The sequence below is a fragment of the Mesorhizobium sp. SP-1A genome, from assembly GCF_032460275.1.
Lineage (GTDB): Bacteria > Pseudomonadota > Alphaproteobacteria > Rhizobiales > Rhizobiaceae > Mesorhizobium.
In genome coordinates, this window is sequence record NZ_JAVXZD010000012.1 from 80,110 (window position 1) to 104,052 (window position 23,943).

31 protein-coding genes and 1 pseudogene are annotated in these 23,943 nt (G+C 61.0%); 16 read left to right on the forward strand and 16 right to left on the reverse strand.

Annotated features, from left to right (window positions below; all coding sequences use genetic code 11):
• Positions 1-278 precede the first annotated feature (278 nt).
• Both QU595_RS28770 and QU595_RS28775 read right to left on the reverse strand, forming a co-directional pair.
• Positions 279-2,276, reverse strand: coding sequence for a CocE/NonD family hydrolase (locus QU595_RS28770; protein WP_315928500.1), 1,998 nt, complete (start codon positions 2,274-2,276; stop codon positions 279-281).
• An 85-nt stretch (positions 2,277-2,361) separates the two neighbouring features.
• Positions 2,362-3,924, reverse strand: coding sequence for an ABC transporter substrate-binding protein (locus QU595_RS28775; RefSeq protein ID WP_315928502.1), 1,563 nt, complete (start codon positions 3,922-3,924; stop codon positions 2,362-2,364).
• Between the two features lie 104 nt (positions 3,925-4,028).
• Here QU595_RS28775 and QU595_RS28780 point away from each other — a divergent pair, with 104 nt between their 5' ends.
• Together QU595_RS28780 and QU595_RS28785 are read left to right on the forward strand one after the other, a co-directional pair.
• The gene (locus QU595_RS28780; protein WP_315928504.1) at positions 4,029-4,823 is read left to right on the forward strand and encodes a helix-turn-helix transcriptional regulator; all 795 of its coding nucleotides are present in this window, start codon (positions 4,029-4,031) and stop codon (positions 4,821-4,823) included.
• 125 nt (positions 4,824-4,948) lie between these two features.
• Positions 4,949-5,635: pseudogene (locus tag QU595_RS28785) on the forward strand (IS3 family transposase); the annotation flags it as partial.
• Between the two features lie 195 nt (positions 5,636-5,830).
• On the opposite strand, the gene QU595_RS28790 reads toward QU595_RS28785, so the two are convergent.
• From QU595_RS28790 to QU595_RS28810, 5 genes are all read right to left on the reverse strand, one after another.
• On the reverse strand, positions 5,831-6,091 hold the full coding sequence (locus QU595_RS28790; protein ID WP_315928506.1) for a hypothetical protein: 261 nt from the start codon (positions 6,089-6,091) through the stop codon (positions 5,831-5,833).
• A gap of 276 nt (positions 6,092-6,367) precedes the next feature.
• The gene (gene repC / locus QU595_RS28795; protein WP_315928508.1) at positions 6,368-7,573 is read right to left on the reverse strand and encodes a plasmid replication protein RepC; all 1,206 of its coding nucleotides are present in this window, start codon (positions 7,571-7,573) and stop codon (positions 6,368-6,370) included.
• 168 nt (positions 7,574-7,741) lie between these two features.
• Positions 7,742-8,728 carry a plasmid partitioning protein RepB gene (gene repB / locus QU595_RS28800; protein ID WP_315928510.1) on the reverse strand — a complete coding sequence of 329 codons (987 nt, stop codon included), beginning with the start codon at positions 8,726-8,728 and terminating at the stop codon, positions 7,742-7,744.
• An 84-nt stretch (positions 8,729-8,812) separates the two neighbouring features.
• Positions 8,813-10,003: a plasmid partitioning protein RepA gene (repA, locus tag QU595_RS28805; protein ID WP_315928512.1), complete on the reverse strand. Its 1,191-nt coding sequence runs from the start codon at positions 10,001-10,003 to the stop codon at positions 8,813-8,815.
• 433 nt (positions 10,004-10,436) lie between these two features.
• Entirely contained in the window at positions 10,437-10,682 is a 246-nt protein-coding gene (locus QU595_RS28810; protein ID WP_315928514.1) for a hypothetical protein, read from the reverse strand.
• 212 nt (positions 10,683-10,894) lie between these two features.
• Between QU595_RS28810 and QU595_RS30255 the strand changes: the two genes are divergently transcribed.
• Together QU595_RS30255 and QU595_RS28820 are read left to right on the forward strand one after the other, a co-directional pair.
• Positions 10,895-11,053, forward strand: coding sequence for a hypothetical protein (locus QU595_RS30255; RefSeq protein WP_410000593.1), 159 nt, complete (start codon positions 10,895-10,897; stop codon positions 11,051-11,053).
• Positions 11,054-11,094: 41 nt separating this feature from the next.
• Complete coding sequence (locus QU595_RS28820; protein ID WP_315928518.1) at positions 11,095-11,301, forward strand: hypothetical protein; 207 nt, start codon at positions 11,095-11,097, stop codon at positions 11,299-11,301.
• Between the two features lie 17 nt (positions 11,302-11,318).
• On the opposite strand, the gene QU595_RS28825 is transcribed toward QU595_RS28820, so the two are convergent.
• A complete protein-coding gene (locus QU595_RS28825; protein WP_410000591.1) occupies positions 11,319-12,458 on the reverse strand; it encodes a site-specific integrase in 1,140 nt (379 codons plus the stop codon).
• Positions 12,459-12,731: 273 nt separating this feature from the next.
• Between QU595_RS28825 and QU595_RS28830 the strand changes: the two genes are divergently transcribed.
• From QU595_RS28830 to QU595_RS28875, 10 genes are all read left to right on the forward strand, one after another.
• The gene (locus QU595_RS28830) at positions 12,732-13,055 is read left to right on the forward strand and encodes a type II toxin-antitoxin system RelE/ParE family toxin (protein ID WP_315928522.1); all 324 of its coding nucleotides are present in this window, start codon (positions 12,732-12,734) and stop codon (positions 13,053-13,055) included.
• Positions 13,052-13,327 (forward strand): helix-turn-helix domain-containing protein, encoded by a 276-nt coding sequence (locus tag QU595_RS28835; protein WP_256754739.1) that lies wholly within the window; start codon positions 13,052-13,054, stop codon positions 13,325-13,327. Before QU595_RS28830 ends, QU595_RS28835 begins: the two co-directional genes overlap by 4 nt.
• A 32-nt stretch (positions 13,328-13,359) precedes the next feature.
• Positions 13,360-14,352 carry a 3'-5' exonuclease gene (locus QU595_RS28840; protein ID WP_315928525.1) on the forward strand — a complete coding sequence of 331 codons (993 nt, stop codon included), beginning with the start codon at positions 13,360-13,362 and terminating at the stop codon, positions 14,350-14,352.
• An 89-nt stretch (positions 14,353-14,441) separates the two neighbouring features.
• Complete coding sequence (locus tag QU595_RS28845) at positions 14,442-14,738, forward strand: hypothetical protein (RefSeq protein WP_315928527.1); 297 nt, start codon at positions 14,442-14,444, stop codon at positions 14,736-14,738.
• The gene (locus QU595_RS28850; RefSeq protein ID WP_315928529.1) at positions 14,728-15,306 is read left to right on the forward strand and encodes a hypothetical protein; all 579 of its coding nucleotides are present in this window, start codon (positions 14,728-14,730) and stop codon (positions 15,304-15,306) included. The genes QU595_RS28845 and QU595_RS28850 overlap by 11 nt, the downstream gene beginning before the upstream one ends.
• Before the next feature lie 296 nt (positions 15,307-15,602).
• The gene (locus QU595_RS28855) at positions 15,603-16,538 is read left to right on the forward strand and encodes a DUF1403 family protein (RefSeq protein WP_410000594.1); all 936 of its coding nucleotides are present in this window, start codon (positions 15,603-15,605) and stop codon (positions 16,536-16,538) included.
• Positions 16,539-16,540: 2 nt separating this feature from the next.
• Entirely contained in the window at positions 16,541-17,317 is a 777-nt protein-coding gene (locus QU595_RS28860; protein ID WP_315928533.1) for an SMC-Scp complex subunit ScpB, read from the forward strand.
• Between the two features lie 83 nt (positions 17,318-17,400).
• Positions 17,401-17,538, forward strand: a complete 138-nt coding sequence (locus QU595_RS28865; protein ID WP_315928535.1) for a hypothetical protein — start codon at positions 17,401-17,403, stop codon at positions 17,536-17,538.
• A 136-nt stretch (positions 17,539-17,674) separates the two neighbouring features.
• On the forward strand, positions 17,675-17,980 hold the full coding sequence (locus QU595_RS28870; RefSeq protein ID WP_315928537.1) for a DUF982 domain-containing protein: 306 nt from the start codon (positions 17,675-17,677) through the stop codon (positions 17,978-17,980).
• 20 nt (positions 17,981-18,000) lie between these two features.
• Positions 18,001-18,285 (forward strand): DUF982 domain-containing protein, encoded by a 285-nt coding sequence (locus tag QU595_RS28875; RefSeq protein ID WP_315928539.1) that lies wholly within the window; start codon positions 18,001-18,003, stop codon positions 18,283-18,285.
• Positions 18,286-18,389: 104 nt separating this feature from the next.
• Here QU595_RS28875 and QU595_RS28880 read toward each other — a convergent pair whose 3' ends face one another.
• The 4 genes from QU595_RS28880 to QU595_RS28895 form a co-directional block, all read right to left on the reverse strand.
• On the reverse strand, positions 18,390-18,605 hold the full coding sequence (locus QU595_RS28880; RefSeq protein WP_315928541.1) for a hypothetical protein: 216 nt from the start codon (positions 18,603-18,605) through the stop codon (positions 18,390-18,392).
• Positions 18,606-18,741: 136 nt separating this feature from the next.
• Positions 18,742-18,975 carry a hypothetical protein gene (locus QU595_RS28885; protein WP_315928543.1) on the reverse strand — a complete coding sequence of 78 codons (234 nt, stop codon included), beginning with the start codon at positions 18,973-18,975 and terminating at the stop codon, positions 18,742-18,744.
• A 67-nt stretch (positions 18,976-19,042) separates the two neighbouring features.
• A complete protein-coding gene (gene groL, locus QU595_RS28890; RefSeq protein ID WP_315928545.1) occupies positions 19,043-20,671 on the reverse strand; it encodes a chaperonin GroEL in 1,629 nt (542 codons plus the stop codon).
• Positions 20,672-20,727: 56 nt separating this feature from the next.
• Entirely contained in the window at positions 20,728-21,042 is a 315-nt protein-coding gene (locus QU595_RS28895) for a co-chaperone GroES (RefSeq protein WP_315928547.1), read from the reverse strand.
• A gap of 340 nt (positions 21,043-21,382) precedes the next feature.
• On the opposite strand from QU595_RS28895, the gene QU595_RS28900 reads away from it, so the two are divergent.
• Positions 21,383-21,724: a hypothetical protein gene (locus QU595_RS28900; RefSeq protein WP_315928549.1), complete on the forward strand. Its 342-nt coding sequence runs from the start codon at positions 21,383-21,385 to the stop codon at positions 21,722-21,724.
• A gap of 24 nt (positions 21,725-21,748) precedes the next feature.
• Positions 21,749-22,027 carry an usg protein gene (locus QU595_RS28905; RefSeq protein WP_315928551.1) on the forward strand — a complete coding sequence of 93 codons (279 nt, stop codon included), beginning with the start codon at positions 21,749-21,751 and terminating at the stop codon, positions 22,025-22,027.
• On the opposite strand, the gene QU595_RS28910 is transcribed toward QU595_RS28905, so the two are convergent.
• The 4 genes from QU595_RS28910 to QU595_RS28925 all read right to left on the reverse strand — a co-directional run bounded on the left by QU595_RS28910 (position 22,011) and on the right by QU595_RS28925 (position 23,844).
• Complete coding sequence (locus QU595_RS28910; RefSeq protein ID WP_315928553.1) at positions 22,011-22,304, reverse strand: DUF982 domain-containing protein; 294 nt, start codon at positions 22,302-22,304, stop codon at positions 22,011-22,013. The genes QU595_RS28905 and QU595_RS28910 overlap by 17 nt on opposite strands.
• 125 nt (positions 22,305-22,429) lie before the next feature.
• A complete protein-coding gene (locus QU595_RS28915) occupies positions 22,430-22,642 on the reverse strand; it encodes a hypothetical protein (protein WP_315928555.1) in 213 nt (70 codons plus the stop codon).
• A gap of 334 nt (positions 22,643-22,976) precedes the next feature.
• Entirely contained in the window at positions 22,977-23,330 is a 354-nt protein-coding gene (locus tag QU595_RS28920; protein ID WP_315928557.1) for a DUF982 domain-containing protein, read from the reverse strand.
• Between the two features lie 136 nt (positions 23,331-23,466).
• Positions 23,467-23,844 (reverse strand): hypothetical protein, encoded by a 378-nt coding sequence (locus QU595_RS28925; RefSeq protein ID WP_315928559.1) that lies wholly within the window; start codon positions 23,842-23,844, stop codon positions 23,467-23,469.
• Between the last annotated feature and the right edge of the window lie 99 nt (positions 23,845-23,943).

Consider the following 23,943-nt stretch of genomic DNA (forward strand, 5'->3'; position numbering starts at 1 on the left):
CGGTCAGTCTGCCACCACGCTACATGAAAACAAATGATACTTTTTTGTCGTCTGCCCGTGGTCGCAAGGCAATATTGTGCATTGCACACAAAACAATGGCATGGGTTCCGCGCGACGGTCGCGCCGAACGGGGAGAAACAACGGCGGCACCATGGCAAACGCCATGTGCATTGCGCATCTGGCGGTTCCATACTCCGTTGGATTTCCGCAGTCGGGCGTTCAAGAAGGCCGCGTTTGACGCGAACTGTCCGCGGTACCGCCGCTATACCTGTTCCGTCCTACATATGATCGCGCGGGATTCGGGCATTCCTATCGCGCTCGAAGACGAGCCGGTCGTCATGGAACGCTTCCATCCGCTCCGAAATCACCCATTCCGTCTCGGTGCAGGACAAGGAGGTGGTCGAGTGGGTGCGCACGCTCCAGCCTTCGCGCTGGGTAACGCAAGTCCAGCGAAGCTCGGCAGCAAGCGAAAGCGGATCGTCCAGCGCCACGGACCAGACTTCCTCACGGATGTCGCGCGAGCACAGCCCGTTGCCGGGGTGCCGGTTGAGGCCGGTGTCCTCATACAGCTTGTACCGTGTGACGCCCTGCTCCAGATCGCGCTCGACCGCGCGCCTCGACGCCCCCTCCGCCAGATTTTCGTAGCGCGGCAAAGGATCGGGATTGGACGGTTCCGCCATCTCGATCCGGCTGTGGGCACCCAGCCTGGGAAGCTCCAGTTCCAGCGTCGCAAGGTCGATCGCCAGCGTCGCGTCGTAAGGCGGCGGCAGGATCGTCGGCCAATAGGCGCTGGAGATGGACAGGCGCATGCGGTGCCCCGGCGCGAAACGATAGCCGCAGGCATCGAGGGTCAGCGCGATCTCGACCGGTTCGCCGGGCTTGAGCGGTTGCGGATCGGCATTGCCGTTGCGGTGCGCGAGGTTGAGCACGCCGTAGCTGACGCGTGTCGCCATGCCGTCGGGATGGACGTCCACCAGCCGCACGGCAAGGTTCGCCAGCGGCGCATCGCTGGAAAGCGACAAGCGCACGATTGGCTGACCGAGAACGACGCAGTCCTCGGCGAGGATTTCGCCGTCGAAGACCAGCGAGCCGGCATCGTCGGGACGCTGATCGCCGGCCATCTCCGCATCCGGCTTGAGCGTGAAGAACTCGCCGGCAGCGGTGCCCGTGTCCAGCGGCGAACGCAGCAATGCGTGGCCGTGCGCGGCTTCTGCCGGGGCGTGCTCCAGCCGGCCAGCGGCGTCCGGGCGCAGCACGATCGTCTCCGGCCGCGTCCATTCATCGATGGCGATCCAGTAGCCGGGATCCCTCTCGCGCCAACGCCGGGGCCGCGGCCCGTCGAGGATATAGGCCCGCACCCGCGGCGTCTCTTCCGCCCGGTTCGGCTCCGCGCACAGCCAGCGGCGCCACCATGCGATGGCTTCGGCGTGGAAATCGGTTCGCGGCTTCGGATAGGCGAAATGCGGATATTTGTGGACCCACGGCCCGATCAGGGCCCAGGCCTTTTCGGGCATTCCGGCAACGGCTTTCAGCGGCGTGTTGCGGTAGCCATCGCCCCAGCCGGCGATCACCAGCGCCGGCACGGGGAACCCGTCGAAATCCTCGCATATCGAGCCGTGGCGCCAGAATTCGTCCCGCCGCTGGTGGGAAAGCCACTCCTCCATGAAGAACGGCTGCTGTTCCAGCCGCTCCAGCCACATATCGTGCCAGCGCCCTCCGACCAGTTCAGGATCCGGCGGACGCGACTGGTAGGCATTCATGGTCGCGGCCCACGAAAGCTGCGCCGACAGATGCGTGCCGTTCTTGTAGTGGATGTCGTCATTGTAGCGGTCGACCGTCGATGCGATCGAGATCACCGCCTTGAGCGCCGGCGGCTTCAGGGCAGCCACCTGCAATGCGTTGAACCCGCCCCAGGAAATGCCCATCATGCCGACATTGCCGTTCGACCATGGCTGCGCCGCGATCCAGGCGATCACCTCGGCCGCGTCGGAAAGCTCGCGCGGCGTGTATTCGCCGTCGATGACGCCGTCGGATTCGCCGCAGCCGCGAATGTCCACGCGCACGCCGGCAATGCCGGCAGCGGCAAACACCGGGTAGGTGGATTCATCGCGCGCAGCGGTGCCGTTGCGCTTGCGGTATGGAAGGAACTCCAGCACCGCCGGCACGCGGGCCTCCGGCCGCGCGCCTTCCGGCATCCAGATACGGGCGGCAAGCCGGGTGCCGTCCTCCAGGACGATCCATTCGTTCTCGATGACCTGAAAATTCATATTCGCCATGAAACCAACGGTGAAAAAAGCCTGGGCGCGGCACGCGGGACCGCTGCCGCCGGGCGGGTGGATGAAATCGTCCGGTCAGGTCGGATCAGCCCTCGAGCCAGACCCGGCTCGCGAGACGACCATTGGAAAGATCGTTGCCGATGTCATGGACGAAACCTTTCAACCGGCTCGACGAAGCGTTCAGGAAATCGTTGAACACCGGCAGGATCAGGCCGCCCTCGTCGCGCACCATCATCGCCATGTCGCGATAGAGCGCCCGGCGTTTGGTCTCGTCCAGTTCCCCGCGCGCCTGCATCGCCAGCTTGTCGAAATCGGGACGCTTGAAACGGGTGTCGTTCCACTGCGCGTCGGAAACGTAGGAAGTGGAATAGCGCGCATCCTGCGTCGGGCGCCCACCCCAGTAGGAAGCGCAGAACGGCTGCTTGTTCCAGACTTCGGTCCAGTAGCCGTCGCTCGGTTCGCGCCGCACGTCGATCTTTATGCCCGCCTTGGCCGCGCTGATCTGGAAGAGCTGGGCGGCATCGACCGCGCCCGAGAAAGCCGCTTCGGAGGTACGCAGGAGGATCGGCCCGTCATGGCCTGACTTCTTGTAGTGGAAAGCGGCCTTGTCGGGATCATAGGCGCGCTGCTCGATATCGGTCGGCGCGAGCGCGTAGTTGGCATTGACAGGATAGTCGTTTCCTATGGTGCCGAAACCGCCCACGACCTGCTTAAGGATCTCCTGCCGGTCTATGGCGTATTTCAGCGCCATGCGCAGGTCGTTGTTGTCGAACGGCGCGGTGTCGCAGTGCATGAGGAAAGAATAGAAGCCCTTGCCGGCCGTGCGCAGGATCTCGACATTGGGAACACGCTTCAGCAGCGGCACGACCTTCGGCTGGACCACATTGATGAAATCGACCTGGCCGGATCGGAGCGCGCTGATGCGGGCCGTCAGGTCGTTCATGACAGTGATCTCGACACTGTCGACATAGCCGCGGTCCTGGCGCCAGTCCTCGGAATTCCTTTCGAAGGTGACGCGGATGCCGGGCTCGAACCTCTTCAATTTATAGGGGCCGGTGCCGATCGCGGCGTTGGGGTTGTCGACGCCGCCACCGGGCTGGATTTGCAGATGGTAGTCGGTGAGTACCAGCGGCAGGTCGGCATTGCCTTCCTTGAGCGTAATGACCAGATTTCCGGCCTGCTCCTCAATCTGGCTTATCCCCGTCAGCAGGCCGAGCGCGCCTGACTGCGATTTCTCGCCAGCATGGCGGCGCAGCGTGGCAACCGCGTCGGCGACCGTCATCGGCTTCCCGTCATGGAAACGGACGTTCTGCCTGATTTTGAAGGTCCACACCTTGGCATCGGGAGATGGGGTCCAGGACTCGGCCAGCGAGGGAAGCGGCGCACCCGTTTTGGGGTCCGATTCCACCAGCGTGTCGCCCCAGCAATTCGCGACGATGAAGGCGACGCTTGCCGACGCCAGCGCGGGATCGAGCGTGTCGGCCGAGGCGCCGCCGTCGAGGCCCAGCCTCAGATCGCCGCCGCGCACCGGCGCCTGCGCGCGGACCGGCGATGCGAGCGAGCCGGCAGCGGCCGAAAGCCCCAGAATTGCGCTTCCCTGCAGGAAGCGGCGGCGTGAAAGGTTCAGTATCCAGTCCAGCTCGGTCATTCGAGATCTCTTATCCGGAACGTTTCGCCGACGATAATGGCCCCGGCTTGCCGCGTTGCAATTTCGTTACTTGACGCGATTTTAAGCGAGTTTACGCTATTCCGATGAACCCTGTTCCCGGCAACTTCACCGCCAACCTCAAGCTGGCGTGCAGCACCCGCAAGTCGATATCCGAACTGTGCCGGGCAATCGGCGTCAACAGGCAGCAATTCAACCGCTATCTCAATGCCGGAACGGAGCCGTCGCCACACAATCGCCTGCGGATCGCGGCGGCGTTTGGCCTCGATCCCGTTGATTTCGATCTGCCCTCGCCCGTCTTCTGGCGCAGGCTCAACGAACAACAGCACACCATTGCGAGCGAAGGGCCGCTCGCCGATGCTTTTCCCGGCGACATCAAGGCGCTTCGCCCCTATCTGGGCTTTTACCAGACATGGCACACGTCGCTGTCCTGGCCCGGCCGGATAGTCTGTTCTTGTGCCCATCTGCGGGAAAAAGGGGGCCAGGTGCTGGTAACATCGCTGGAACGGATCATGGATCGTGAAGGCGGCATCGCGCAGCGGTCGCGCTATGCCGGCCTGGCCGCCTACCGGCGCCAGCGCATCTTCCTCACGGAATTGACGAGCGGCGACGCGCCGACCTTCGGCCAGACCATCCTGATGCCGTTCGAGATCCATCAGCGCCGATATCTGCGCGGCCTGACGATGGGGGTGTCCTGGCGCAACAACAACCTGCCCTACGCCACCCGCACCATATGGCGCCACCTCGGGAAAACCATCGACAAGCGAAGCCTCGTCGCCGGTTGCGGCACCCATATGCCGAACTCGGCCGCCCTGCCCTCGGTGGTGGTGTCCTTCCTGACGGAAGTCCAACCCCTCACCGCGGCCAGCATGCAACCCTGAAATCCCGCGGCCTCGTTGCGTGCCGGATTCGACTGACGCCGCCAGAACGCGCCGCCGGTGGTCCGGATGTTCTCCATGGTGACGCCCCTGGCTTCCTCGCGGCACAAGAATGCGGCGAGCGCGGCGACCGCACCTATGGCGCCCGCCGCCGCGTCTGGCACGACTTATTGGCTGAAGGCCTACTTGCGGCCTGCATCGCATCGAACGGCTGATACGGGAGAACGGCCTGCGTGCACGTCCACGCCGACGTGGGCTGCCGAAGGATACGTGCGAGCGAGCGGCAGTGTCGGACAACCTCCTCGACCGCGCCTTCAAGGCATCGGCTCTGAACCAGAAATGGATTGCCGACTTCACTTACATCTGGACCGCAGAAGGTTGGCTCTACGTTGCCGCCGTGGTCGATCTTCTCTCGCCGTGTCGTCGGCTGGGCGATGAAGGCCGAGATGACGGCGCAGTTCGTCACCGACGCCCTCATCATGGCGATCTGGCGCCGAGACAAACCGGACAGCCTGCTGCATTATTCCGATCAAGGATCGCAATATACGAGCGAGCAGTTCCAGCGCCTAATGGCCGATAACGACATCACCTGCTCGATGAGCCGGTCGGGCAATGTCTGGGACAATGCTGCGATGGAGAGCTTCTTCTCGTCGCTGAAAACCGAGCGCACAGCCCGTAAGGTCTACAGGACGAGAGATGCCGCCAGGGCGCATGTGTTCGATTACATCGAGCGCTTCTACAACCCGCGGCGTAGGCACTCGACACTGGGCTATCTGATCCCCGTCGAGTTCGAGGAGCAAGCTATGCTAGCTTAACCTGGTGTCCGAAAAACCGGCAGCAGGCCATTGCAAAGCAGTTCGAGCGGCGATGGGCCTTTGCCAGCGCAATGCCGCCGGCGAGGCGCTTGCGGAGAATCCGGCGCCCGCTCCATGACCTGGCCACCGGAAGGCAGACGCGATACGGCGCGGCCAATCGACATCAGGTCATATTGGCAGGTCAACACCAGCAGATCAAAACGGCCTTTGGTACTCCGCGCTGATCGCCCTCATTTCCCGCAGGCCAGTGAGAATTTTCGCCTCGTTCTTCGGCGAGAGCTTCTTGAGCGCTTGCCCGCCATTGATTGTCACCACGCCTTTGGTCAGGAGCTTAATCTTCAAGCTCCTGGAAATGACGAGCTCATTCGCGCCCCGCCCCAAAGCTCTCGGGTTGAAATCAGTGGAATAGACCCTTGGACCCGTCAGACTATTGGCGGGCCGTAGTTCGAATTTCATGCGTAGTCTTCCATCTCCAGCGTGCTACGGCAATTTAGGCATCAAGTCGCCTTCCTAATTACAGATAATTTTGCAGCCTGTCGCCTCGTGCGTTAGAGATCTTCGCCTTGCCAACGTAAATAGACCACGGTCGCTAAGGCCGCCAAAATCGCCAACCCGCCCGAGATCAATGTCTGACAGTCATAAAAGAAGGCAGCGACTGGACCCGGCCAACATCGCACGTCGAGAGAAGGGCTTTCGCCATATCGCTCGAGCAAACCAACTCTTCGAACTTGGTCATCCCGCCATCCTTGCCGTTGAGCCGTTCGCTTTGAATGCCGCCATCAGCATAGGGCCGACGGTGAACTCCCCTGCCCTCGCCTTCTCGGTAAGCGCCCTCAGATAGCCGCCAGCCGAATTGATGTGCTGAGCGCGCTGCAGAATGCAGGCAACGACAATCGCCGCGTTTTCCGGCCCCATGACATGGCAGGCATCTTCATACGCCGACGGCGAGACACCGAGATATCCCCTCACCTGGGCGGCGACGGCCATTAGATCTCGCCAACTGGCGACCCCGTCGACCGCGTAGTCGATGATTTCCGGGCAGGCCTTCAGCACAAATCCCAATGGATAGCCCTTCGGCGGCTCCTGCGGTTCTCGTCTGGGCTCGGCCGTCACCCCGCTTTTTTCCAAAGCAGGTTCAAATTCAATAAGAGAGTCGGTGTTTGAATCAGAATACTGCCGCTCATTTCGAGCGTCATTGCCGATTGAATCTTCGATATTCATGTGAGAATTCAGAAGGATATCCACTTCCTCACGGATCGCGGCCAGATCGCCGACAATCGGCTCCAGGTCGGCAACGGCCGCACGGCGCGGGATCGCGTCCACAATTGCCCGAAAACGCCTCCAGAGGCCGCTCCAGTCGCCTGGAACGTCTTCCTCGACGGCCGCCTCGATCAGCTTGCTGATGTCTCTGCGGTGCAGTGTGATGCGTTCCCGCATGAGCTTCTGCGCCCGATTGCCGGCACGGACCCGTTCAGCGGCCTCTGAGAACTCGCCGGCGCGCGCCAGCATGGGTGCCAGGGAGAAACCAAAGGCCTCCTCGAAGGCCCCTCCCCTGCCCTTACGGGCGTATCGTTTGCCGTTCGGGCTATCTCGACGGGTGACCAGACCGTTCGCGACCAAAGCTGCCAGGTGGCGCCGCAGGGTCGGTTCCGACATCCCGTGGGCGCGCAGGATCAACTGTCTGTTGGACGGGAACACGACCAGGCCATTTTCCTCGCTCAGTTGGTCGTCCGGATAGAACGACAGCAGGGCCGCGAGAACCGCGAGAGCGCGGTCGCCGATGCCGACGACAGATTTTCCTTCGCACAGATCCCGGTAAGCCTGCCATTTATCTACGGCCTTGCCATCGGGAATCTCGTTTGAATCGTTTTGCGCTGCCAGCAAGGCAAGCGACATCGGTCGCCGCCCAAAAGGCGTCGTTGCAATGCCCGTTTCCATGTTCTTCCTTCACCCTCTCATTGGGCAAAAGAAACCTGCTCGCCGAATCGACGCTGATGACTCTTGACAGTGATTCGCGGAAATGTGATTCTCAGCTTGCTTAAGGATGAGAAGGGCTTCCGCGAGAGATCGTTCGGGGGCCTTTTTCTTTTGCGGTCTGTGCTCCGTTTAGCTATTTTTTGAATTGCGATACTCGTCGTAGAGACGATCAAGGTTGGTTGTTAGCCAATCACTGAATGGTCTCGCTTCGACGTTTGAAAGCTCGATTGCCACTTTTTTCGCCTGCCGGTTCATGCTGACGCTCATGCTGTTGTCGCTGGACGTCCAGGAAGTGGAGACCTTGGCCGATCTAGGAGTTTTTGCCGTTGATTTGGCGCGGTAGCGCTTCAAGAAATTTAATAGCTCGTCGAAACGACGATCGTCTGGAACCTCGCTGAATTCGGGCTTCAGAATATGTTGGCGAGCGACATCCTTGTACGCAGGGTTGAGAACGATTTGACGAAGGCTGAGCCACTTGTCACGGCCAATACCCTTCGATGCGCCGAGCGCTGTCATGATGTCCTCGGGAATCGCCTCGATGACGCTAAGCATCTTCGACAGCATGGCATCGTCGATACCGATCGCTGATTTCACGATATCCTTGGACATGCGATTGATAAGGAGATTCTGAGCGAAATAGGCGCGCTCAATGAACGAGAGATTTGATCGCGCTGAATTCTCCTGCCCCTGCGCGATCGCGTGCGCCATGTCATCAAGTTGCTTGATAACTGCTTTTACTTTGAGCCCTAGATCTCTTGCGGCTTGTGCTCTGCGGTGGCCAAACACCACCATATATCGTTGCTCGTTCTCCGGGTTTGGCCTCACGAGGATCGGTGTAGTCTGGCCATGCTGGTGGATTGCAGCCTTCAAATCCCTATAATCTTGATCATCTGCAGACAGGCGATCAGCTACAAACGAGCTGTCGAGCAACATTGGATCAAGTTCGACGATGACCTCGCCATCCATTAATCGCTTCGTATTCTCGGCCATTTCCTCCACTGACCGTACAACGGTTTTCGCTGCACCAGTCATGCCGTACCCTGCCTTAACCGCCGGCGCTACCTCTGTGCCCAAAGAGGCAAGATCGATCGCCGCGAATGGATTCTTACGCGACATGTCGGCATCCTTTCAAAGGTTCAATTCTCTTAGACTCCTGTTTTTCAACGAAAAACTTAACGATTGAACGGCTGACAAAATCTATCATTTTCGCCCCCAAGTAGCGTGAATGAGGCGAGCAACCTCGCCATTTACGGCATTGAGGCTCTCCATGGCGCGATCAAAGGTCGAACGGACGAAATCACTCCGCTCCACTTCGTAGAGGGTCTGCTTTCTTATGCTCGCATCCGAGATTGCCGTGGATTTCAGAACGTGGTTTTGAAGCATGTTCTGCGCGAACATCGACTGCATGAAACCGACCATCTGGGCTTGCGGAATGTCAGTCGGCTCATACCGAGTTACTAGATATCTGAACCATTTAACCTTGATTTCAGCTCCTGCATCAGCGACCGAAGTCATGATGCCGCCTAGCATCTGCAAAAACTGAGACATCGACATTATGTCGAGCATCTGCGGGTGAATGGTGATTAGAATACCAGTAGATGCCATCAGAGCGGTGACAGTTAGATATCCGAGCTGAGGTGGGCAGTCGATGACGACGACATCATAATTTGGGTCAACCTGCTTCAGGGCATTCACGATCCGCAAATGAAACTGGCGCCCTTCATCGCCTTTTTTTCCGGAAATCGCGAGCGGCACATCGTATTCGTATTCTTGCAGAAGCAAACTAGCCGGAACCACATCCAGGCCAGGAATATTAGTGCGCTGTATTACGTCGGTGATTGGCTTGCGGTCCTCATCAAACCGCAGAGCTTCATACAGGGATTCGGTATCATCGAGTTCTGGTTGGATTCCGAACAATGAGGTCAATGACGCTTGAGGATCGAGATCGATTGCCAGAACCCTATGGCCGGTGAGTGCGAGATACTGGGCGAGGTGAGCTGCTGTCGTTGTTTTGCCAGAACCACCCTTGAAATTGACGACTGAGATGACCTGAGTCCCCTCGCCCGCTCGACGATGTGGAACGTAAATGCGCTTGTCCGACTTCTTGTTGGCTTCGAGGAATTCCCTGAGGTCCAGCATTTGCTCTGCCGAATAGTAACGTCGCCCGGCATTGACCTCCACCTCAGGGCCCTTGCCGTCTGTATGAAGTTGGCGCAGATGGCTTTGGGTGACGCCAATTAGATCGGCGACTTCAGCGATCTGGAACTTCCGGAGACCCTTTCTGGCGTCTGGTGGATATTGCTGCATCCGCAGCACATTCAAAGCACTGGAAATCCTTGCACCTTGCTGGGCAATCTCGTGGTCAAATCGCGTGAGCACCGACTGATTCATTTCGAGGACCGCTTCTCCGGCACGTCACTTTCGCAAAAATCTTCATGACGCGGAAATTTGCGCAATTATCCATTCGATTCTATCCAAGCGTCAAGAATTTTAATGCTAACAAAGGGTTAACCGTCGAGCCCCCTCGGTCGCATCTATTAATTCCCCTGCTCAAACTCCGTATCGCATTGATATTGCTTTGTTTTATTACGCAAAAAACGGCTGACAATGGGGCATTGGGCGCCAAGAACTAATCCGTCCCTTGCTGCGGGCAGCATGGTCGCCCAATGTAAGCCCCATTCTGTCTCGGTGAAGAGAATAAAGCTGATGCCAAAGGCGGCTTTCTGACCTTTCGTATTGTTGCTGCTCCACCCGGTGCACAAGATCTATTCCGGCTTGGAATTTTGCTACCGCCCCACTGCCCTTTGGAAGGGAAAGCGGGGCTCTACCCAGTGAAACAAGGCCGCAGCGCCCCGGCGGTGGAGCCGTAGGCGGCCTGCACGCAGATTTGAGCAAGCTTTTGGCATCCGTCCTGACGACCATGAACGCGCCCTACAGTGTGCAACTGGACGACGCGGAGCTTGCGAATCGCCTTGCGGATCTCGATTTGGCCAAACACCATCCGGGACACGTCAGCACCTGTTTCGGTGAGGTTTCCCCGGCGCTGCAGATCGAGTTTGCTGCTGAGCATCAATCCCGGCGCCCGCCCTGAATGCCTTTGCTGCTGCGTTCGCTGCCTGGTCCGGCGAGCTATCCACTCGCTGCGTGATGGATGGACGCGATAGCCGGCACCCTTCAGAAGGACGACTGCGTTTTAGAACCTCCGTCGACCTGATCGAGCAGCTAAGAGAGAATGCTGGCGGCTTCGATTTCCAATGGTCATTCGGCGGCGGCACGGCCATGATGACCCACATCGGGCATCGCGAAAGCCACGACATCGATTTTTTCCTCGACGCCCATCGAGGGCCGGTCGGTCCATCTCGAGACCGGTCCCGAGATCATCGCCAAAGAAGATCTCCTACCGGGGATCGAAAGCTACACCGCGCGACATCTTCGACATAGCGGCCGCAGCCCGTACGCACTTGGGGCCTGTCGTCGATGCCTTGCGCGCGTTCCCACGGCAGGGGGCACGCGCCAGAGAGCGGGTCGAAAAGCTCAACCCTGAATTCGTCAGCCGTACGGTGGCGCAACTGATGATCATGCCCGAATACGAGGCTTCGGCTGCAGACAGCTTGGACGCGGCGATCGCCGTCCTTGACGAGGCCCTGTCGTCACCAAAAGGGGCCTGGTCAGACCGCATCGAGCATTAGGCAGCGGAGGAAATTCTCTACAACCCCGACGCCTTGGTAAGGTTGACCCTGAACCGATCGCGCCGCCGCTGGTATTTTCGCGTCATCTCGGCTGAGGCGTGTCCGAGTTGCTTTTGCACGTAGCGCTCGTCGACCTCGGCGGAGGAGGCGAGGCCGGCACGCAGCGAGTGGCCGGCAAACATCATCCCGCGTTGGGCTTCGGGCAGGTCCCCGCGTACGCCGGCGGCAAGCGTGGTGCGTTTGACGAGGCGGGCGACCTCCTTGTCGTTGAGCCGATCGACGCCGACAGCCTTGCCTTGCCCTGTAACGCGGCGAAACAGCGGGCCGTGGCCGATGCGGGCAAACTTCAACCATGTCTCCAGCGCAACGATCGGGCAGGTGACGTCGGAGGAGCCGCGTCCAACCTCGACCTCGCGCCAGCCAGTCTTGCCGCGCAGGATCACCAATAGGCCCTTGTCGAGGATCTCGACCCAACCGCGCCCGTCCTGCGTCTGGTCGCGACCGACATCTAGCCCGACGATCTCGGAACGACGCAGGCCGCCGGCAAAGCCGAGCAGAAGCATGGCGCGATCGCGCAAGCCTCGTAAGGTTCCGCGGTCGAGCGTTTCCAGCATGGCGATCAGATCTTCGGGCAGCACCGCTTCCTTCTGCCGGGGAGGGGAGGCGTGCTTGTTGCGGATACCGGCCATGACGGTGGCGATATGGCGGTCCTTGCGGTCGAGGGGCTGGCCGCGCTGGGCATAATTCCACGTCAGCGACGACAGTCGGCGCTCGATCGTCGACACGGCCTTTTTCTCCCCCGTCGCCGTGCCGGATGCGAGCGCGGTGATGTAAAGACCCACAGTCTGCGGATCGGGCGGCAACGCGGCAAAGCCCTGGCGCCGACACCAGCTGGAAAAGTGCTTCCAGTCGGAGGCATAAGCGCGCCGTGTGTTGGCCGAGCTCGCCGCCTCGACATAATCGCGGGCGCGGCCCGCGAGCTGTTCAAGATGTGTCGGGAGACGGGAACCCGAAGTGGCCGGAAGGGAAGGGGAGGGGGCGTTATCCTGGCCTTCCTGTGTGTCCTCCATCGTAGCGCCGCTCATTGCCATGACGACATCGACAATGTCGGGCAGGTCGTCGGCGTCGGCGTCAGATGTGATTTCAGGCTGGTTCATCATTGCCGGAACGGGACTGTCATCTGAAGATTCTCTCGGAGGATATTTTCCACCGTCCAGTGTATGACAATGCACACTGAATGGGAATCGCCACCAGAAAGCTCGTTCATCCGTCCCACCTGGCAGCGATTATATCGTTCTCGATCGCGATTGGCCGCAGGGGCCAGACGCTGAACGGTTAGGTCGAGAAGCCGGAGTGGATACCAGTCGCGGGACAGGCTAAGGGAATGGCGGGCGATGAGCTTGTAAAATTATGTCAGATTTGATATATTGATGGCGTGGACGATTGAAATCCTCAATGACGCGGTGCGGGCAGAGCTTGAAGCGCTGCCGGCCGATCAGATTGCCCGCTTTCTGCGGATCGGTGACCTTATCCAGTCCTTAGGGCTAGAGCGGGTTCGCGAGCCACATGTGAAGCATCTGGAAGGCGCGTTATGGGAAATCAGAATGAAGGGCAAGGACGGCATATCCCGCGCCCTTTATGTCGTCGCCAGGCCGAGGCGTGTGGTCGTGGTCAGGGTGTTTTCCAAAAAGACCCAAAAGACGCCTCGCCGGGAAATTGAGCTCGCTTTGAAGCGGGCGGAGGACGTTCGATGATGAAACTGAATGACCTGAAAAAGGATTTGCTCAAGCGGCCCGACGTGCGCGCCGAATATGACGCGCTTGCTGAGGAATTCTCGCTCGCCGAGGCGCTGATCCGGGCGCGCAGCGAGGCCGATATGACGCAGACCGACGTAGCGCAGAAGATGCATACGTCGCAGTCTTACGTCGCCAAGATGGAAGGTGGTCAGGTCAGTCCGTCGATAAAGGCGCTGCAACGCTACGCGGCGGCAACCGGAGCGCGGTTGAAAATCAGCCTCGAACGGTAAAGCCGAGCAACGGATTGGAAGAGGCTGACAGCATGAAGACGGCAGCCGCCCAGTTTGACCTGTTTGACGTAGCGCCCGGCTATCGGGAAGTTCCGCGCCCGACGCCAAAGAAGCGGCCTGTTACACGCGGTTTGGTTTCTGCGAACTGGAACGCGGAGGAGGCGGCCCGGCGACTGGAAGCCGGAGGTGACTACCGGGTCCTGCGCAAACTGGTACCGCGTCCGATCATCAGGCGGAGCGAAAGTCGCTATCCCCACCTCGCAGTTCTGGTCGATACCGAAACGACGGGCCTCTACCACGCAAGGGACGAGGTCATCGAAATCGGCGTCGTCGCCTTCACCTATGAGGATGGCGGCAGGATCGGCGACATGGTCGGCGTCTACAGTGGCCTGCGCCAGCCCTCATCTCCCATTCCCCCAGAAATTACCCGCCTGACTGGCATCACCGATACGATGGTCGCCGGGAAGGCGATCGATATGGCCGCCCTCAATGCGCTGATCGAGCCCGCCGACCTTATCATCGCCCACAACGCCGGCTTCGATCGACCGTTTTGCGAGAAACTGTCGCCGGCCTTCATTCCAAAAGCGTGGGCCTGCTCGGTCACGGAAATTCGCTGGGCCGATATGGGCTTTGAGGGCAATAAGCTCGGCTATCTGGTTGGGCAGTCCGGCCTGTTCCACGAAGGGCATCGGGCTACCGACGATTGCCATGCGCTTCTTGAAGTGTTGGCGAGACCGGCAGGGGAGAGCGGTGCACTGCCCTTTGCCGAATTGCTGCAATCAAGTGCCCGTTGCAGGATCCGCATTTTTGCCGAGAACGCGCCGTTCGACATGAAGGATCACCTGAAGGCAAGGGGCTATCGCTGGTCTGACGGCAGCGACGGCCGGCCGAAGGCCTGGTGGATCGAGATTGATGAAGACCTTTACGGTGACGAACTCCGCTATCTGCGCGCCGAGATCTATCGCTGGAGCGAGGCGGAGCCACCGGCCGTGCGGCTAACGGCGCACGATCGATTCAGGGCATGATGCGTTGACGTCCCGCAAGCGCAGTATGCTGCCGCCTTGCATTTTTGTTCAACATTTTCTATATTTCGTCCAACGCATGGAGAATATGGATGCCTGCCCATCCCGCCTCGGCAACCGAAACCGACGAACGGGTCGCCCGTACCCGCAACCGTCTCGTGCTTGAACAGGCAAGAGCGGTCGGCCTTCTCGGCGCGGCCAAGAACACACGTCTTTCCGGCCGCGTACCCTCCGAACTCATCGAAGCAGCCAAAAGGCGCGCGCACGTCACCTCCGACACCGAACTGCTGGAACTCGCTTTGTCGCGGCTGGCCCTGGAAGACGATTTCGGGACGCGTCTCCTCGGCCGCAAGGGGAGCATCCCGGCGGATCTCGATCTTGGCATTTGATCTGCGGAGCGCGCTGCGCTCGCTCAAGCCGCAAAAGCACTCGACGCAACTGGAACGACGGCCCGATGCCGAACTCGCGTGGGCCGCAGACGAGGCGGCGATCGGCGGCGCACTGCTCCTCGACACCAGCGTCTATCTCGATGTGCTGCAGGGCCGTACGCCGCAAGCGGTCGACGATCTCCTCACCTATCGCCTCTGCCAGCATTCGGCCGTTTGCCTCGCCGAACTGACGCATGTGTTCGGTCGCCTGGACCCGGTCCACCCGATGACGAAATCGGTGCTGAAAGCGGTCGGGGAGACGATCGAGGACATTCCCGTCCATCGCCTCCATAGTCCCGACGCGAGCGTTTGGGGTCAGGCCGGAATCGTGGCCGGGCTGCTGTTTCGCCTGAGCGGTCTGCCGATAGGGGAGGGGCATGAGCGCCGGTTCCTGAATGACGCGCTGATCTTCCACCAGGCCGGTCTTCTCGGCGCCGCCGTGCTGACGGGAAACATCCGGGATTTCGACTATCTCGGCCAGCTTGTCCCGTCGGTACGTGTGATTTTCTACCGGCCGGCGGCTCGCTAAAGACCCGGGAAGCCGGCAACGGGCGAGAGCGGAGCGGGGGTAGAGCCGTTTTCCGCCGGCATCAACTCTGATGGCGAACGCCAGCTTCATCGCTGACGTCGAGCGGGGCTTGGTTGAGGGCCGTTTTCGGAGTTTTGCTCGCCGAAAACGGCCATTTCCGGGCCATACGACATAACGACCGATAAGGCAACATTATCGGTCATTATCTCAATTCGACAAGCTGTGCGGATCGAGGCGAAATTGCTCGCATAAACCGCACATCGTGTTTATGCTGCCCGCGATGAATCAGCAGCTCCATCCCTCGTCTTCCGTCGCGCTCCCCGTCCCGCGCGTGCCGGCCTGGGCGACGCCGCGCGCGCGTCGAGGACCCTTTGGAAGCTGCCTTCATGGCCGGCAGCGCCTTGAATGCGCTGGATAATCTCGTGCGGGCCGAGCCCGAGTGGGGCGGCGCGTGGCGACACCGGCTGGCGCTGAAAGCGGCAAGCGCCTGCATGAAGCTGATGGGCCGGACGGAGGCCGAAGCGGGCTTGCGCGACGCCTGGTTGCTGCGCCAGCATGGCGACGAACCGGGACCTGCCGGCAATGTGCTGGCCGCCTGGCGCCGGCTCGCCGGCCGCGCGCTGCCACCCAGCCTCGAGGACTTGCGGGCGGTGGCCGCCTTGCTCGGCATCAGCTGGTCGGACGGCTTTGACGAGCTGATTGAGGTTATGCGCGACGAGGTGCGCAGCGGCGCGCCAGCCCCCGCGGTCGCCACGCGCATCGCCGCCTCTGTCATGCGGGCAGACCCAAAGGCCGAAATCTTGGCCTGGTGGCTGGCCGACTGCGCGCTGTCGTGGCGCATGGGCTGGAGCCATGCCGTGCCGATCCTCGCCCCCCAGATCCACGCGTCACTGCTGCGTTCGGGCTTTGAGGGCCGGCGCGCGCGACCGGGCGGTGATGGGTTCGAGCGGGCCGCCTTCATTGCCGCAGCCCTCGGCGCCGGCGATGCCTGCCGGCTCGCGGCGGATATGGCGGCGCAGGCCGAACGGCTGCGGGCGGTCGTGCCAAAATTGCGATCCAGGGCGGCCGGCGAGGTCGTCGTACAGCTGCTCGGGGATGACGCGGTGTCGGGAACCTTGACCACCAAAAACCTGTCGCGCTGGGCCAGCCGGCGGCTGTTCGACCGTCTGCTCGAACTCGGCGCCGCGCGCGAGCTGTCCGGCCGCCCGGCCTTCCGCATTTTTGGACTTTGACGATGGTGGGAAGCGCGGCAAGGCCGAGAAGGGGAGGGCAGGGCGGCGAAGGTCGGTCTGGCGAACGACGATCAGCTGACCAGCGACCAGGCGAAGGCCTGTTTGACCGGGAACTGGATCATCTGCCGCCGGAGGTGCGCTGGCGCGAGTGGATGCATCGCGTCGAGGCAACGATCTTCGCCGCCAGCGAGCCGGTCGGCCGCGAGACGCTGGCGCGGATCGTCGGCAAGACCTGCAGCGTCGATCTGCTGATCGACGACATCCGTGAAGAACTGCGCGGTCGGCCCTATGACCTGGTCGCCGTCGCCGGCGGCTGGAAGCACCTGACAAGGCCGGCCTATGCCGACGCCATCCGCGGTGCTTTTGGCACGGCGGTCGGTGGCAGGGAGAAGACGGCCGAGCTGACGCAGGCGGAAGTGCTGGTGCTGATGTGCATCGCCTATTTCCAGCCGATCACCCGCGCCGAACTGTCGTCCTTCTTCGGCAAGGAAGTTTCGCGCGACCTGATCGGCCAACTGCGCGGCGCTGGCCTGATCGCCTCGGGACCGCGCAGCCCGACGCCGGGCGCGCCCTATACCTACGTTACGACCAAAGAATTCCTGCTCGCGTTTGGCCTCGCTACGCTGCGCGACCTGCCCGACGTCGAGGCGCTCGAGGATGCCGGGCTCTTATCGAAGGAGAAGCTACTGGCGGGGGATATCCCCGCCAGAATGGTCCGCGGGGAGGAAGAGGACGAAGAAGACGAAGAAGCAACTGTAGACGCTGTGAAGGTCTATTGACCTGAAGAGTGGCGCCGTCGGTATCCTACAGTTTCGGGTCAGAGCCATGTTGCTTGGTTTTTCGGCAGGCGGTGATCGTGATCATGGACCGCGACCTTGTCACGGTCGACCAGATCGTCGTCGGCGCAATGGCGGTCATTTGCCAGGTCGAATACATACACGGCCCGACTGCAGCCAGCTCCCTTTCATTTCCCTTGATGCGGGAAAGACAGTCGGAATGAAACGGCCCCTGACAGACGCGGATATGGGCAAGTCTTGACGGCGAAAATCGGCGCTCACATATTTCCCATGGCCGCTGCCGTTTGCGGGGCGGCCATTCCGCAACCAGATGAAATCGTTCAACCATTGGAGGTTTCAATGAGCGAGAGAACATTCGAAGTCCCGGTATTCGTGAGAGCAGTAGAGGGTCTCATCCAAGAGATCGCCTGTATCGAGGATGCCTACGACTTTCTCCACGAGTGGCCGAAGCATCGTCGTGGCGCAATATACGAGACGGCAATGCGGGCGTGCCATCGCGCGTTCGACGGCAGTGTACCGATAAAGATTGCGCGCGACGCGTTCGTCGGCTTTGCCCGTTCGGCGAAAATCCTAGAGGATGTCGCCATGGCGATGCCCTGGATGGCCGGGGCGAAAGCCGGTGACACTGGCGGCGTAGCTGCCTGACACGACGAAGGGAGGATACGATGCTTTCTCAACCCTTCGAAAAGCCTGTCCGCGTGTGGGTCGGTCTCGGCTTTCCGCGGCAGCTGAACTCGGTCGTCGATGCCTACCAATTCGTCACGGATTGGTGTGGAAACAGTCCGGAGCAAAGGGCGGCGATTCGCGCCTGCAAAGCCGCACTGGCCGGCGAAGTCGACGCAGAGACAGCGCGCGGCATTCTCATGCAGTTCGCCAAGAAGAAAGACATTCTGGTCGAATACGGGATGATACCGTCCATCAGAAACACGGAGAAACCCTTGCACACCTGATCAGCAATCGACCTCAGAGCGGCGGCCATGCTGCCGCCGCTCCCGTTTCTTACGCGAACGCGCTTTCAGGACGTTGCCTCGGTGACCACCACGGGGGCGATTCTTCACTCGATCCGTTTGATCCTGCCTCTCGACAGCCGAAAAACGCCGTCATGGCCCCCTTGCTTTGCAAAATCGTCCTGCAGTTCGCCCCAGGTGCCCAGAGATTTGCCACAGTCATCGCATTTGATTTCCGTCGCGTCTGTAGCGTCGACGGGAATGCGAAGCCGGATCGTCCCGCAATAGGGACATTCGAGTTTATGATCCAGGTATTCCTGCATCGGTCCGGCCCTCGATTGGCTCCCGCTCGCCCGGACCATATCGTGTTAGCGCTCTCTTGAAAATCAAATGGATATTTGCCCCCGTGACAAGACGTTGGGTATTTCATCCGGGAGCGCAATTGGCGAGAACCGATCTTTAGTTACACTCGACCGTGGATGTCTCCGATGCCGTCGCAGATACCTGCTGCGCGGCCAAGAACATCAGCGTCGACGCTGCCGTGCGCCGGTTCCAGCCAGCGGACACGGCCATATCCAGCAGGCCCGTCAGCAACGGCTTCAAGGCGTGGCGACATTCCGTTTCATAGGCAAGGAACTGGCTCGGCGAATGGGTCGGTGGCGGAACGGATCCGATCTCGGTCATCTTGTTCATAGCATCCCCCGGACTATCTGCGAAATGCCCGCCCCCGGTGACGGGAGCGGGCCATGTGATCAGTGCCTCAGAAGTCCATGCCGGCGCCGGCGGGCATGGCGGGCGCGGTTTCCTTCTTCGGCTTTTCGGCCACCATGGCTTCGGTGGTCACCAGCAAGCCGGCCACGGAAGCGGCGTCCTGCAGCGCGGTTCGAACGACCTTGGCGGGATCGATGACGCCTTGCGTGTAGAGGTCGCCGTATTCGCCGGTCTGTGCGTTCCAGCCCCAGGCGAAGTCGGTCTTCTCGCGCAGCTTGCCGACGACGATCGAGCCTTCCGCGCCGGCATTTTCGGCAATCTGGCGAGCCGGCGCCTCGATGGCGCGGCGAACGATGTCGATGCCGTATTTCTGGTCGGTGTTGTCCGTGGTCAGGGCGTCAAGCGCCTTGACGGCGCGCAGCAGGGCGACGCCGCCGCCCGGCAGGATGCCCTCCTCGACCGCCGCACGGGTGGCGTGCAGCGCATCGTCGACGCGATCCTTTTTCTCCTTCACTTCGACTTCGGTGGAGCCGCCGACGCGGATCACCGCGACACCGCCGGCGAGCTTGGCCAGCCGCTCCTGGAGCTTCTCGCGGTCGTAGTCGGAGGTGGTCTCCTCGATCTGTGCCTTGATCTGCGTGACGCGGCCCTGGATTTCTTCCTTGCGACCGGCGCCGTCGACGATCGTGGTGTTCTCCTTCTCGATCACCACCTTCTTGGCGCGGCCGAGCATCTGCAGGGTCACGCTTTCCAGCTTGATGCCCAGATCCTCGCTGATCGCCGTGCCGCCGGTGAGGATGGCGATGTCCTCCAGCATGGCCTTGCGGCGGTCGCCGAAGCCGGGCGCCTTGACGGCCGCGACCTTCAGGCCGCCGCGCAGCTTGTTGACGACCAGCGTGGCGAGCGCCTCGCCTTCGACGTCCTCCGCTATGATGAGCAACGGCTTGCCCGATTGCACCACGGCTTCAAGCACGGGAAGCATGGCCTGGAGATTGCCGAGCTTCTTTTCGTGGATGAGCACATAGGGTTCGTCCAGTTCGACCCGCATCTTGTCCTGGTTGGTGATGAAATAGGGGCTGAGATAGCCGCGGTCGAACTGCATGCCCTCGACCACCTCGAGCTCGGTCTCGGCGGTCTTGGCTTCCTCGACGGTGATGATGCCCTCGTTGCCGACCTTCTGCATGGCTTCCGCCAGGAAGCGGCCGATCTCGGCGTCACCGTTGGCGGAAATCGTACCGACCTGGGCGATCTCGTCGTTCCTGGTGATCTTGCGGGCATTGGCCTTCAATTCGGCGACCACGGCGTCCACCGCCTTGTCGATGCCGCGCTTCAGGTCCATCGGGTTCATGCCGGAGGCGACGGCCTTGGCGCCTTCCCTGACGATGGCCTGGGCAAGAACCGTGGCGGTCGTGGTGCCGTCACCGGCGAGGTCGTTGGTCTTGGAGGCAACCTCGCGCACCATCTGCGCGCCCATGTTCTCGAACTTGTCCTCCAGTTCGATCTCCTTCGCCACCGTCACGCCGTCCTTGGTGATGCGCGGCGCGCCAAACGATTTGTCGATGACGACGTTACGCCCCTTGGGGCCGAGCGTCACCTTCACCGCGTTGGCGAGAATGTCGACGCCGCGCAGCATGCGCTCGCGCGCGTCGGAATGGAATTTCACTTCCTTGGCAGCCATTGGATCACTCCTTCAATAGGCAGCTTTCGTTGACCGGTTGATTGGATCAGCGCCCGTCAGGCCGCTTTCTTCAGTTCGGCGGTCTGCTCGATCACGCCCATCACGTCGCTTTCCTTCATGATCAGAAGGTCCTCGCCGTCCAGCCTGATCTCGGTGCCGGACCACTTGCCGAACAGGATGCGGTCGCCGACCTTAAGGTCGAGCTCGACCAGCTTGCCGCTATCGTCGCGTGCGCCGGGGCCGACGGCGATGACCTCGCCCTCCTGCGGCTTTTCTTTGGCAGTGTCGGGAATGATGATGCCGCCGGCCGTTTTTTCATCGGCCTCGATGCGGCGGACCAGGACACGGTCATGCAATGGACGGAACGCCATATCGTTCTCCTTCAGGACAAACAGATTTTTGAGGTTCCTCCACACCGGACCGGCAATATCGGGCCGGTGCGGGGTACGCGCGACCCTTTCGGCGTCGCGTGCGCATATCGAGCTAGTTTTGCTGTTTTCCGGTTTCAAGAGGCTTCGAAAAATTTTTTGAGACTCGCACTGATCGAGTGCTAGTGCCATGAAAACATGCAGCTAATCGGGGCTTCAGCCGATTATTTCCCGCTTGAATTTTCCGCCCGGTCGAACAAAATTATCCATACCTTCGCCGGCCGCGAGGCTGGCAAAACAGGACCCTGCACAAAGGAGTTTTTTGGAAAGACGGAGGACCCAGATGAACCGACAAACGCTCTCGCCGATCATCCCTTCTCTCGCTCCCGAAACATCGGACCTCGCGCTCGATCGGCTGTTGTCGCCGGCAAGGCATTTCAGGCATCCCGACGAAGTCGTAGAGGACGAAACGCTCGATCTCCAGGAAAAGCGGGCGATTCTCTCGTCATGGGCCTCGGACGCCTGCGCCGTCGACTCCGTTCCGGCGTTGCGCCGGCCACCGGGGGCCGCGCAGCCCGTTTCCTTCGACACGATCATGGACGCGCTATGTCGGCTCGACAGAACGGCTGGGCCCTCACCGGCCTCAGACGGTCGGCGACGCACCGTCGATCGTCTGGACGCATAAAGGCGTAAGGCAGAGGAGACGTATATGGCTACCACGGTCAGCAGGGAATTCCGCCTGCAGATGGAAGGCTATGGCCTGACCACGGCTGAAATCCACTATCATCTTCCGGACCATCCAAGCTTGCTGCAGCTGTACGTCTGGCAGGAGTACGATCTGGCGCCGCATTTTCCGGAATTGAAGGGCTTTCTTGGCTATTGGGAGCGCGAACTGGAGGGCGCACTGCACTCCGTGCGCGTCGCCCACCATCGCCTCATCGAGCCGTCGGAATGGCGCGCCGTCGACGGTGTCATAGCCATCCACTGAAGCCGACTTCGGGCCGCAAACTGTCGATTACCCGGACCGAACGTGACTTGCGGGGAGCGCGTGCTTCCGACGGGATCAATCCGGCCCGCCTGGCCGCATTGAGAAATGCCTTATGCGCGTCGCGGCAGGCGCGCCCGGCAGCACGCCAGCTCCGCCCCCGCGCCCACTCGGGCCATTGCTGGTCTAGGCATTCCAGCGCCTCGAAGCTGCTGGCGACATTGCGCGATGCGGTCAGAAATTTGAGGGTAACAGGTTCGGGGAACCGAACGTCGTTCATCACTTCCTCCGTTCTTGACGTCTTTTGCGAGCAAGCAATCGAACGGGCGTCAATGACGCACGTCTGTCGTGGAGATGGGGACCCTGCGCGGAACGTCAAGACCGTCCACGCCGGCACCGGAGCGCTCAATCATCCTCATCAGCATCCAGAAGATCGATCAGTTCCGCAACGCGGGTGCCCGGCAGCGGCCGTCCTTCGCCCATCAGCGCTTCGTCTTCGTTGAGCCAGGCCCAGGCTTCCCGCAGTTCCTCGAAGGACGCGCCGGTGGACAGAATGTCGGCGATGAGCGTTTCGTCCGTCGGCCCAAGGACCGATACAACGTCCTCACGTGTCAACATTGTCGTTTCCTCCATCGACTGTCCGAGAACGGAAAATGAAAAATCGCACCACGGGCTTCTCGATGATAGCTGTTCTCGCACGAAGAACGCATGGCGCGCTGCCACCGGACATCGCATCCATGGGCTGGCAGTCCGGCCACGGTCCGAGGCTACAGGAAGCCTGTCTGGCCGGAGCAATTTCTCCCTTGTCAACTCGTACTCCCAGCCCGCGCTCCAAGGACTTGCGCTTCGTCGTGGTTCCACATGATCAGAGGCCATGTCGCTCTCCGAAGTACCGAGTCTCTTTCCACTATCGACCGGATTCGGCGGCGATACAGAGACCGCCGCAGCGAATTCAAGCACCAGTCTGCAAAAAATGTTGAAATCCGCCGATCTTCGCTCCCGTCATCCATGAAGGCGCCACCGGCACATCCTTGACCAATCTGACCCTACGGGTCCAAGTGGTAAAAGTCTTGTGGGCTGCCTCGACAGACTTCCGGTCATCGCAGGCGGAATAGCATGCTTCAGATGCCGCCGCGTGAAGAAGGCCGCGTCTTGCGACCGGCCATTCCCCCAGGAACTCTATGTCATCCATGACATGCTCGATCTTTCTGAGAACGAGCCATCGTCGCTCACGAAAATCGACTGCTTGAACATTCCACTTTCCATAGCAACCTCCCTTCTGACTGTGGGACGCATCCTTGGCCATGAGCGCCTCAGCGGTACGGAGTGTCGCTACCTCATGAATGTCGGAGACAACCTTACGTTCCGTTCCGCTGAGCGGGGCTATCAGCCCACCGGTGCCGTCCGCGGCTCGCCAGGTGCGTACGAGAACTGCGGCCTGGTCAAGCCAGAGCCGTTTCGGGATACGCGAAGGCACCGCCACCGCCGGCCTTCGGCGGAACGGCTGCCAAAACAGCAGAAGGCGGCGGATCGTCGTCATCATCGCGCCGGCGATGGCGCATGATGTGACCCCAGTTCCGCAACGAGGGCCGGCTCCTTCGCTGCGCCGATTTCCGCCCGCGCGTCGTCGTTGTCAACGGGCCGGGATTGGAAGCAGCGTCCAGGGCCTTTAGCGCCTGCAGGATTTCCTCCAGGTCAATGAGAGAGCCGTCCTCCATCTGGCGCATCGAGGGCAACCCGGGGACGGCGCGAGCATCGGACGCCCAGGAAGCCAAAAGCGCACGCTTCTCGGCGCGGCTCATCTTGGGATCGGCGAACACCTCATCGGGTCGCTGGAATATCGGCCTGGATGGAACAGGCCCGTCGTGCGGGCTGACATTTTGAAAATCGGCTAGGTCTGTCATCTCCGTTTCTCCGCA

Excerpts from the sequence above, each read along its gene's own strand:
- QU595_RS28770 (WP_315928500.1), bottom strand. The coding sequence starts at position 2,276 with ATGGCGAATATGAATTTTCAGGTCATCGAGAACGAATGGATCGTCCTG.
- QU595_RS28775 (WP_315928502.1), bottom strand. The coding sequence starts at position 3,924 with ATGACCGAGCTGGACTGGATACTGAACCTTTCACGCCGCCGCTTCCTG.
- QU595_RS28780 (WP_315928504.1), top strand. The coding sequence starts at position 4,029 with ATGAACCCTGTTCCCGGCAACTTCACCGCCAACCTCAAGCTGGCGTGC.
- QU595_RS28790 (WP_315928506.1), bottom strand. The coding sequence starts at position 6,091 with ATGAAATTCGAACTACGGCCCGCCAATAGTCTGACGGGTCCAAGGGTC.
- repC (WP_315928508.1), bottom strand. The coding sequence starts at position 7,573 with ATGGAAACGGGCATTGCAACGACGCCTTTTGGGCGGCGACCGATGTCG.
- repB (WP_315928510.1), bottom strand. The coding sequence starts at position 8,728 with ATGTCGCGTAAGAATCCATTCGCGGCGATCGATCTTGCCTCTTTGGGC.
- repA (WP_315928512.1), bottom strand. The coding sequence starts at position 10,003 with ATGAATCAGTCGGTGCTCACGCGATTTGACCACGAGATTGCCCAGCAA.
- QU595_RS28810 (WP_315928514.1), bottom strand. The coding sequence starts at position 10,682 with ATGCTCAGCAGCAAACTCGATCTGCAGCGCCGGGGAAACCTCACCGAA.
- QU595_RS30255 (WP_410000593.1), top strand. The coding sequence starts at position 10,895 with ATGACCCACATCGGGCATCGCGAAAGCCACGACATCGATTTTTTCCTC.
- QU595_RS28825 (WP_410000591.1), bottom strand. The coding sequence starts at position 12,458 with ATGAACCAGCCTGAAATCACATCTGACGCCGACGCCGACGACCTGCCC.
- QU595_RS28830 (WP_315928522.1), top strand. The coding sequence starts at position 12,732 with ATGGCGTGGACGATTGAAATCCTCAATGACGCGGTGCGGGCAGAGCTT.
- QU595_RS28835 (WP_256754739.1), top strand. The coding sequence starts at position 13,052 with ATGATGAAACTGAATGACCTGAAAAAGGATTTGCTCAAGCGGCCCGAC.
- QU595_RS28840 (WP_315928525.1), top strand. The coding sequence starts at position 13,360 with ATGAAGACGGCAGCCGCCCAGTTTGACCTGTTTGACGTAGCGCCCGGC.
- QU595_RS28845 (WP_315928527.1), top strand. The coding sequence starts at position 14,442 with ATGCCTGCCCATCCCGCCTCGGCAACCGAAACCGACGAACGGGTCGCC.
- QU595_RS28860 (WP_315928533.1), top strand. The coding sequence starts at position 16,541 with ATGGTGGGAAGCGCGGCAAGGCCGAGAAGGGGAGGGCAGGGCGGCGAA.
- QU595_RS28865 (WP_315928535.1), top strand. The coding sequence starts at position 17,401 with ATGGACCGCGACCTTGTCACGGTCGACCAGATCGTCGTCGGCGCAATG.
- QU595_RS28870 (WP_315928537.1), top strand. The coding sequence starts at position 17,675 with ATGAGCGAGAGAACATTCGAAGTCCCGGTATTCGTGAGAGCAGTAGAG.
- QU595_RS28875 (WP_315928539.1), top strand. The coding sequence starts at position 18,001 with ATGCTTTCTCAACCCTTCGAAAAGCCTGTCCGCGTGTGGGTCGGTCTC.
- QU595_RS28880 (WP_315928541.1), bottom strand. The coding sequence starts at position 18,605 with ATGCAGGAATACCTGGATCATAAACTCGAATGTCCCTATTGCGGGACG.
- QU595_RS28885 (WP_315928543.1), bottom strand. The coding sequence starts at position 18,975 with ATGAACAAGATGACCGAGATCGGATCCGTTCCGCCACCGACCCATTCG.
- groL (WP_315928545.1), bottom strand. The coding sequence starts at position 20,671 with ATGGCTGCCAAGGAAGTGAAATTCCATTCCGACGCGCGCGAGCGCATG.
- QU595_RS28895 (WP_315928547.1), bottom strand. The coding sequence starts at position 21,042 with ATGGCGTTCCGTCCATTGCATGACCGTGTCCTGGTCCGCCGCATCGAG.
- QU595_RS28900 (WP_315928549.1), top strand. The coding sequence starts at position 21,383 with ATGAACCGACAAACGCTCTCGCCGATCATCCCTTCTCTCGCTCCCGAA.
- QU595_RS28905 (WP_315928551.1), top strand. The coding sequence starts at position 21,749 with ATGGCTACCACGGTCAGCAGGGAATTCCGCCTGCAGATGGAAGGCTAT.
- QU595_RS28910 (WP_315928553.1), bottom strand. The coding sequence starts at position 22,304 with ATGAACGACGTTCGGTTCCCCGAACCTGTTACCCTCAAATTTCTGACC.
- QU595_RS28915 (WP_315928555.1), bottom strand. The coding sequence starts at position 22,642 with ATGTTGACACGTGAGGACGTTGTATCGGTCCTTGGGCCGACGGACGAA.
- QU595_RS28920 (WP_315928557.1), bottom strand. The coding sequence starts at position 23,330 with ATGGCCAAGGATGCGTCCCACAGTCAGAAGGGAGGTTGCTATGGAAAG.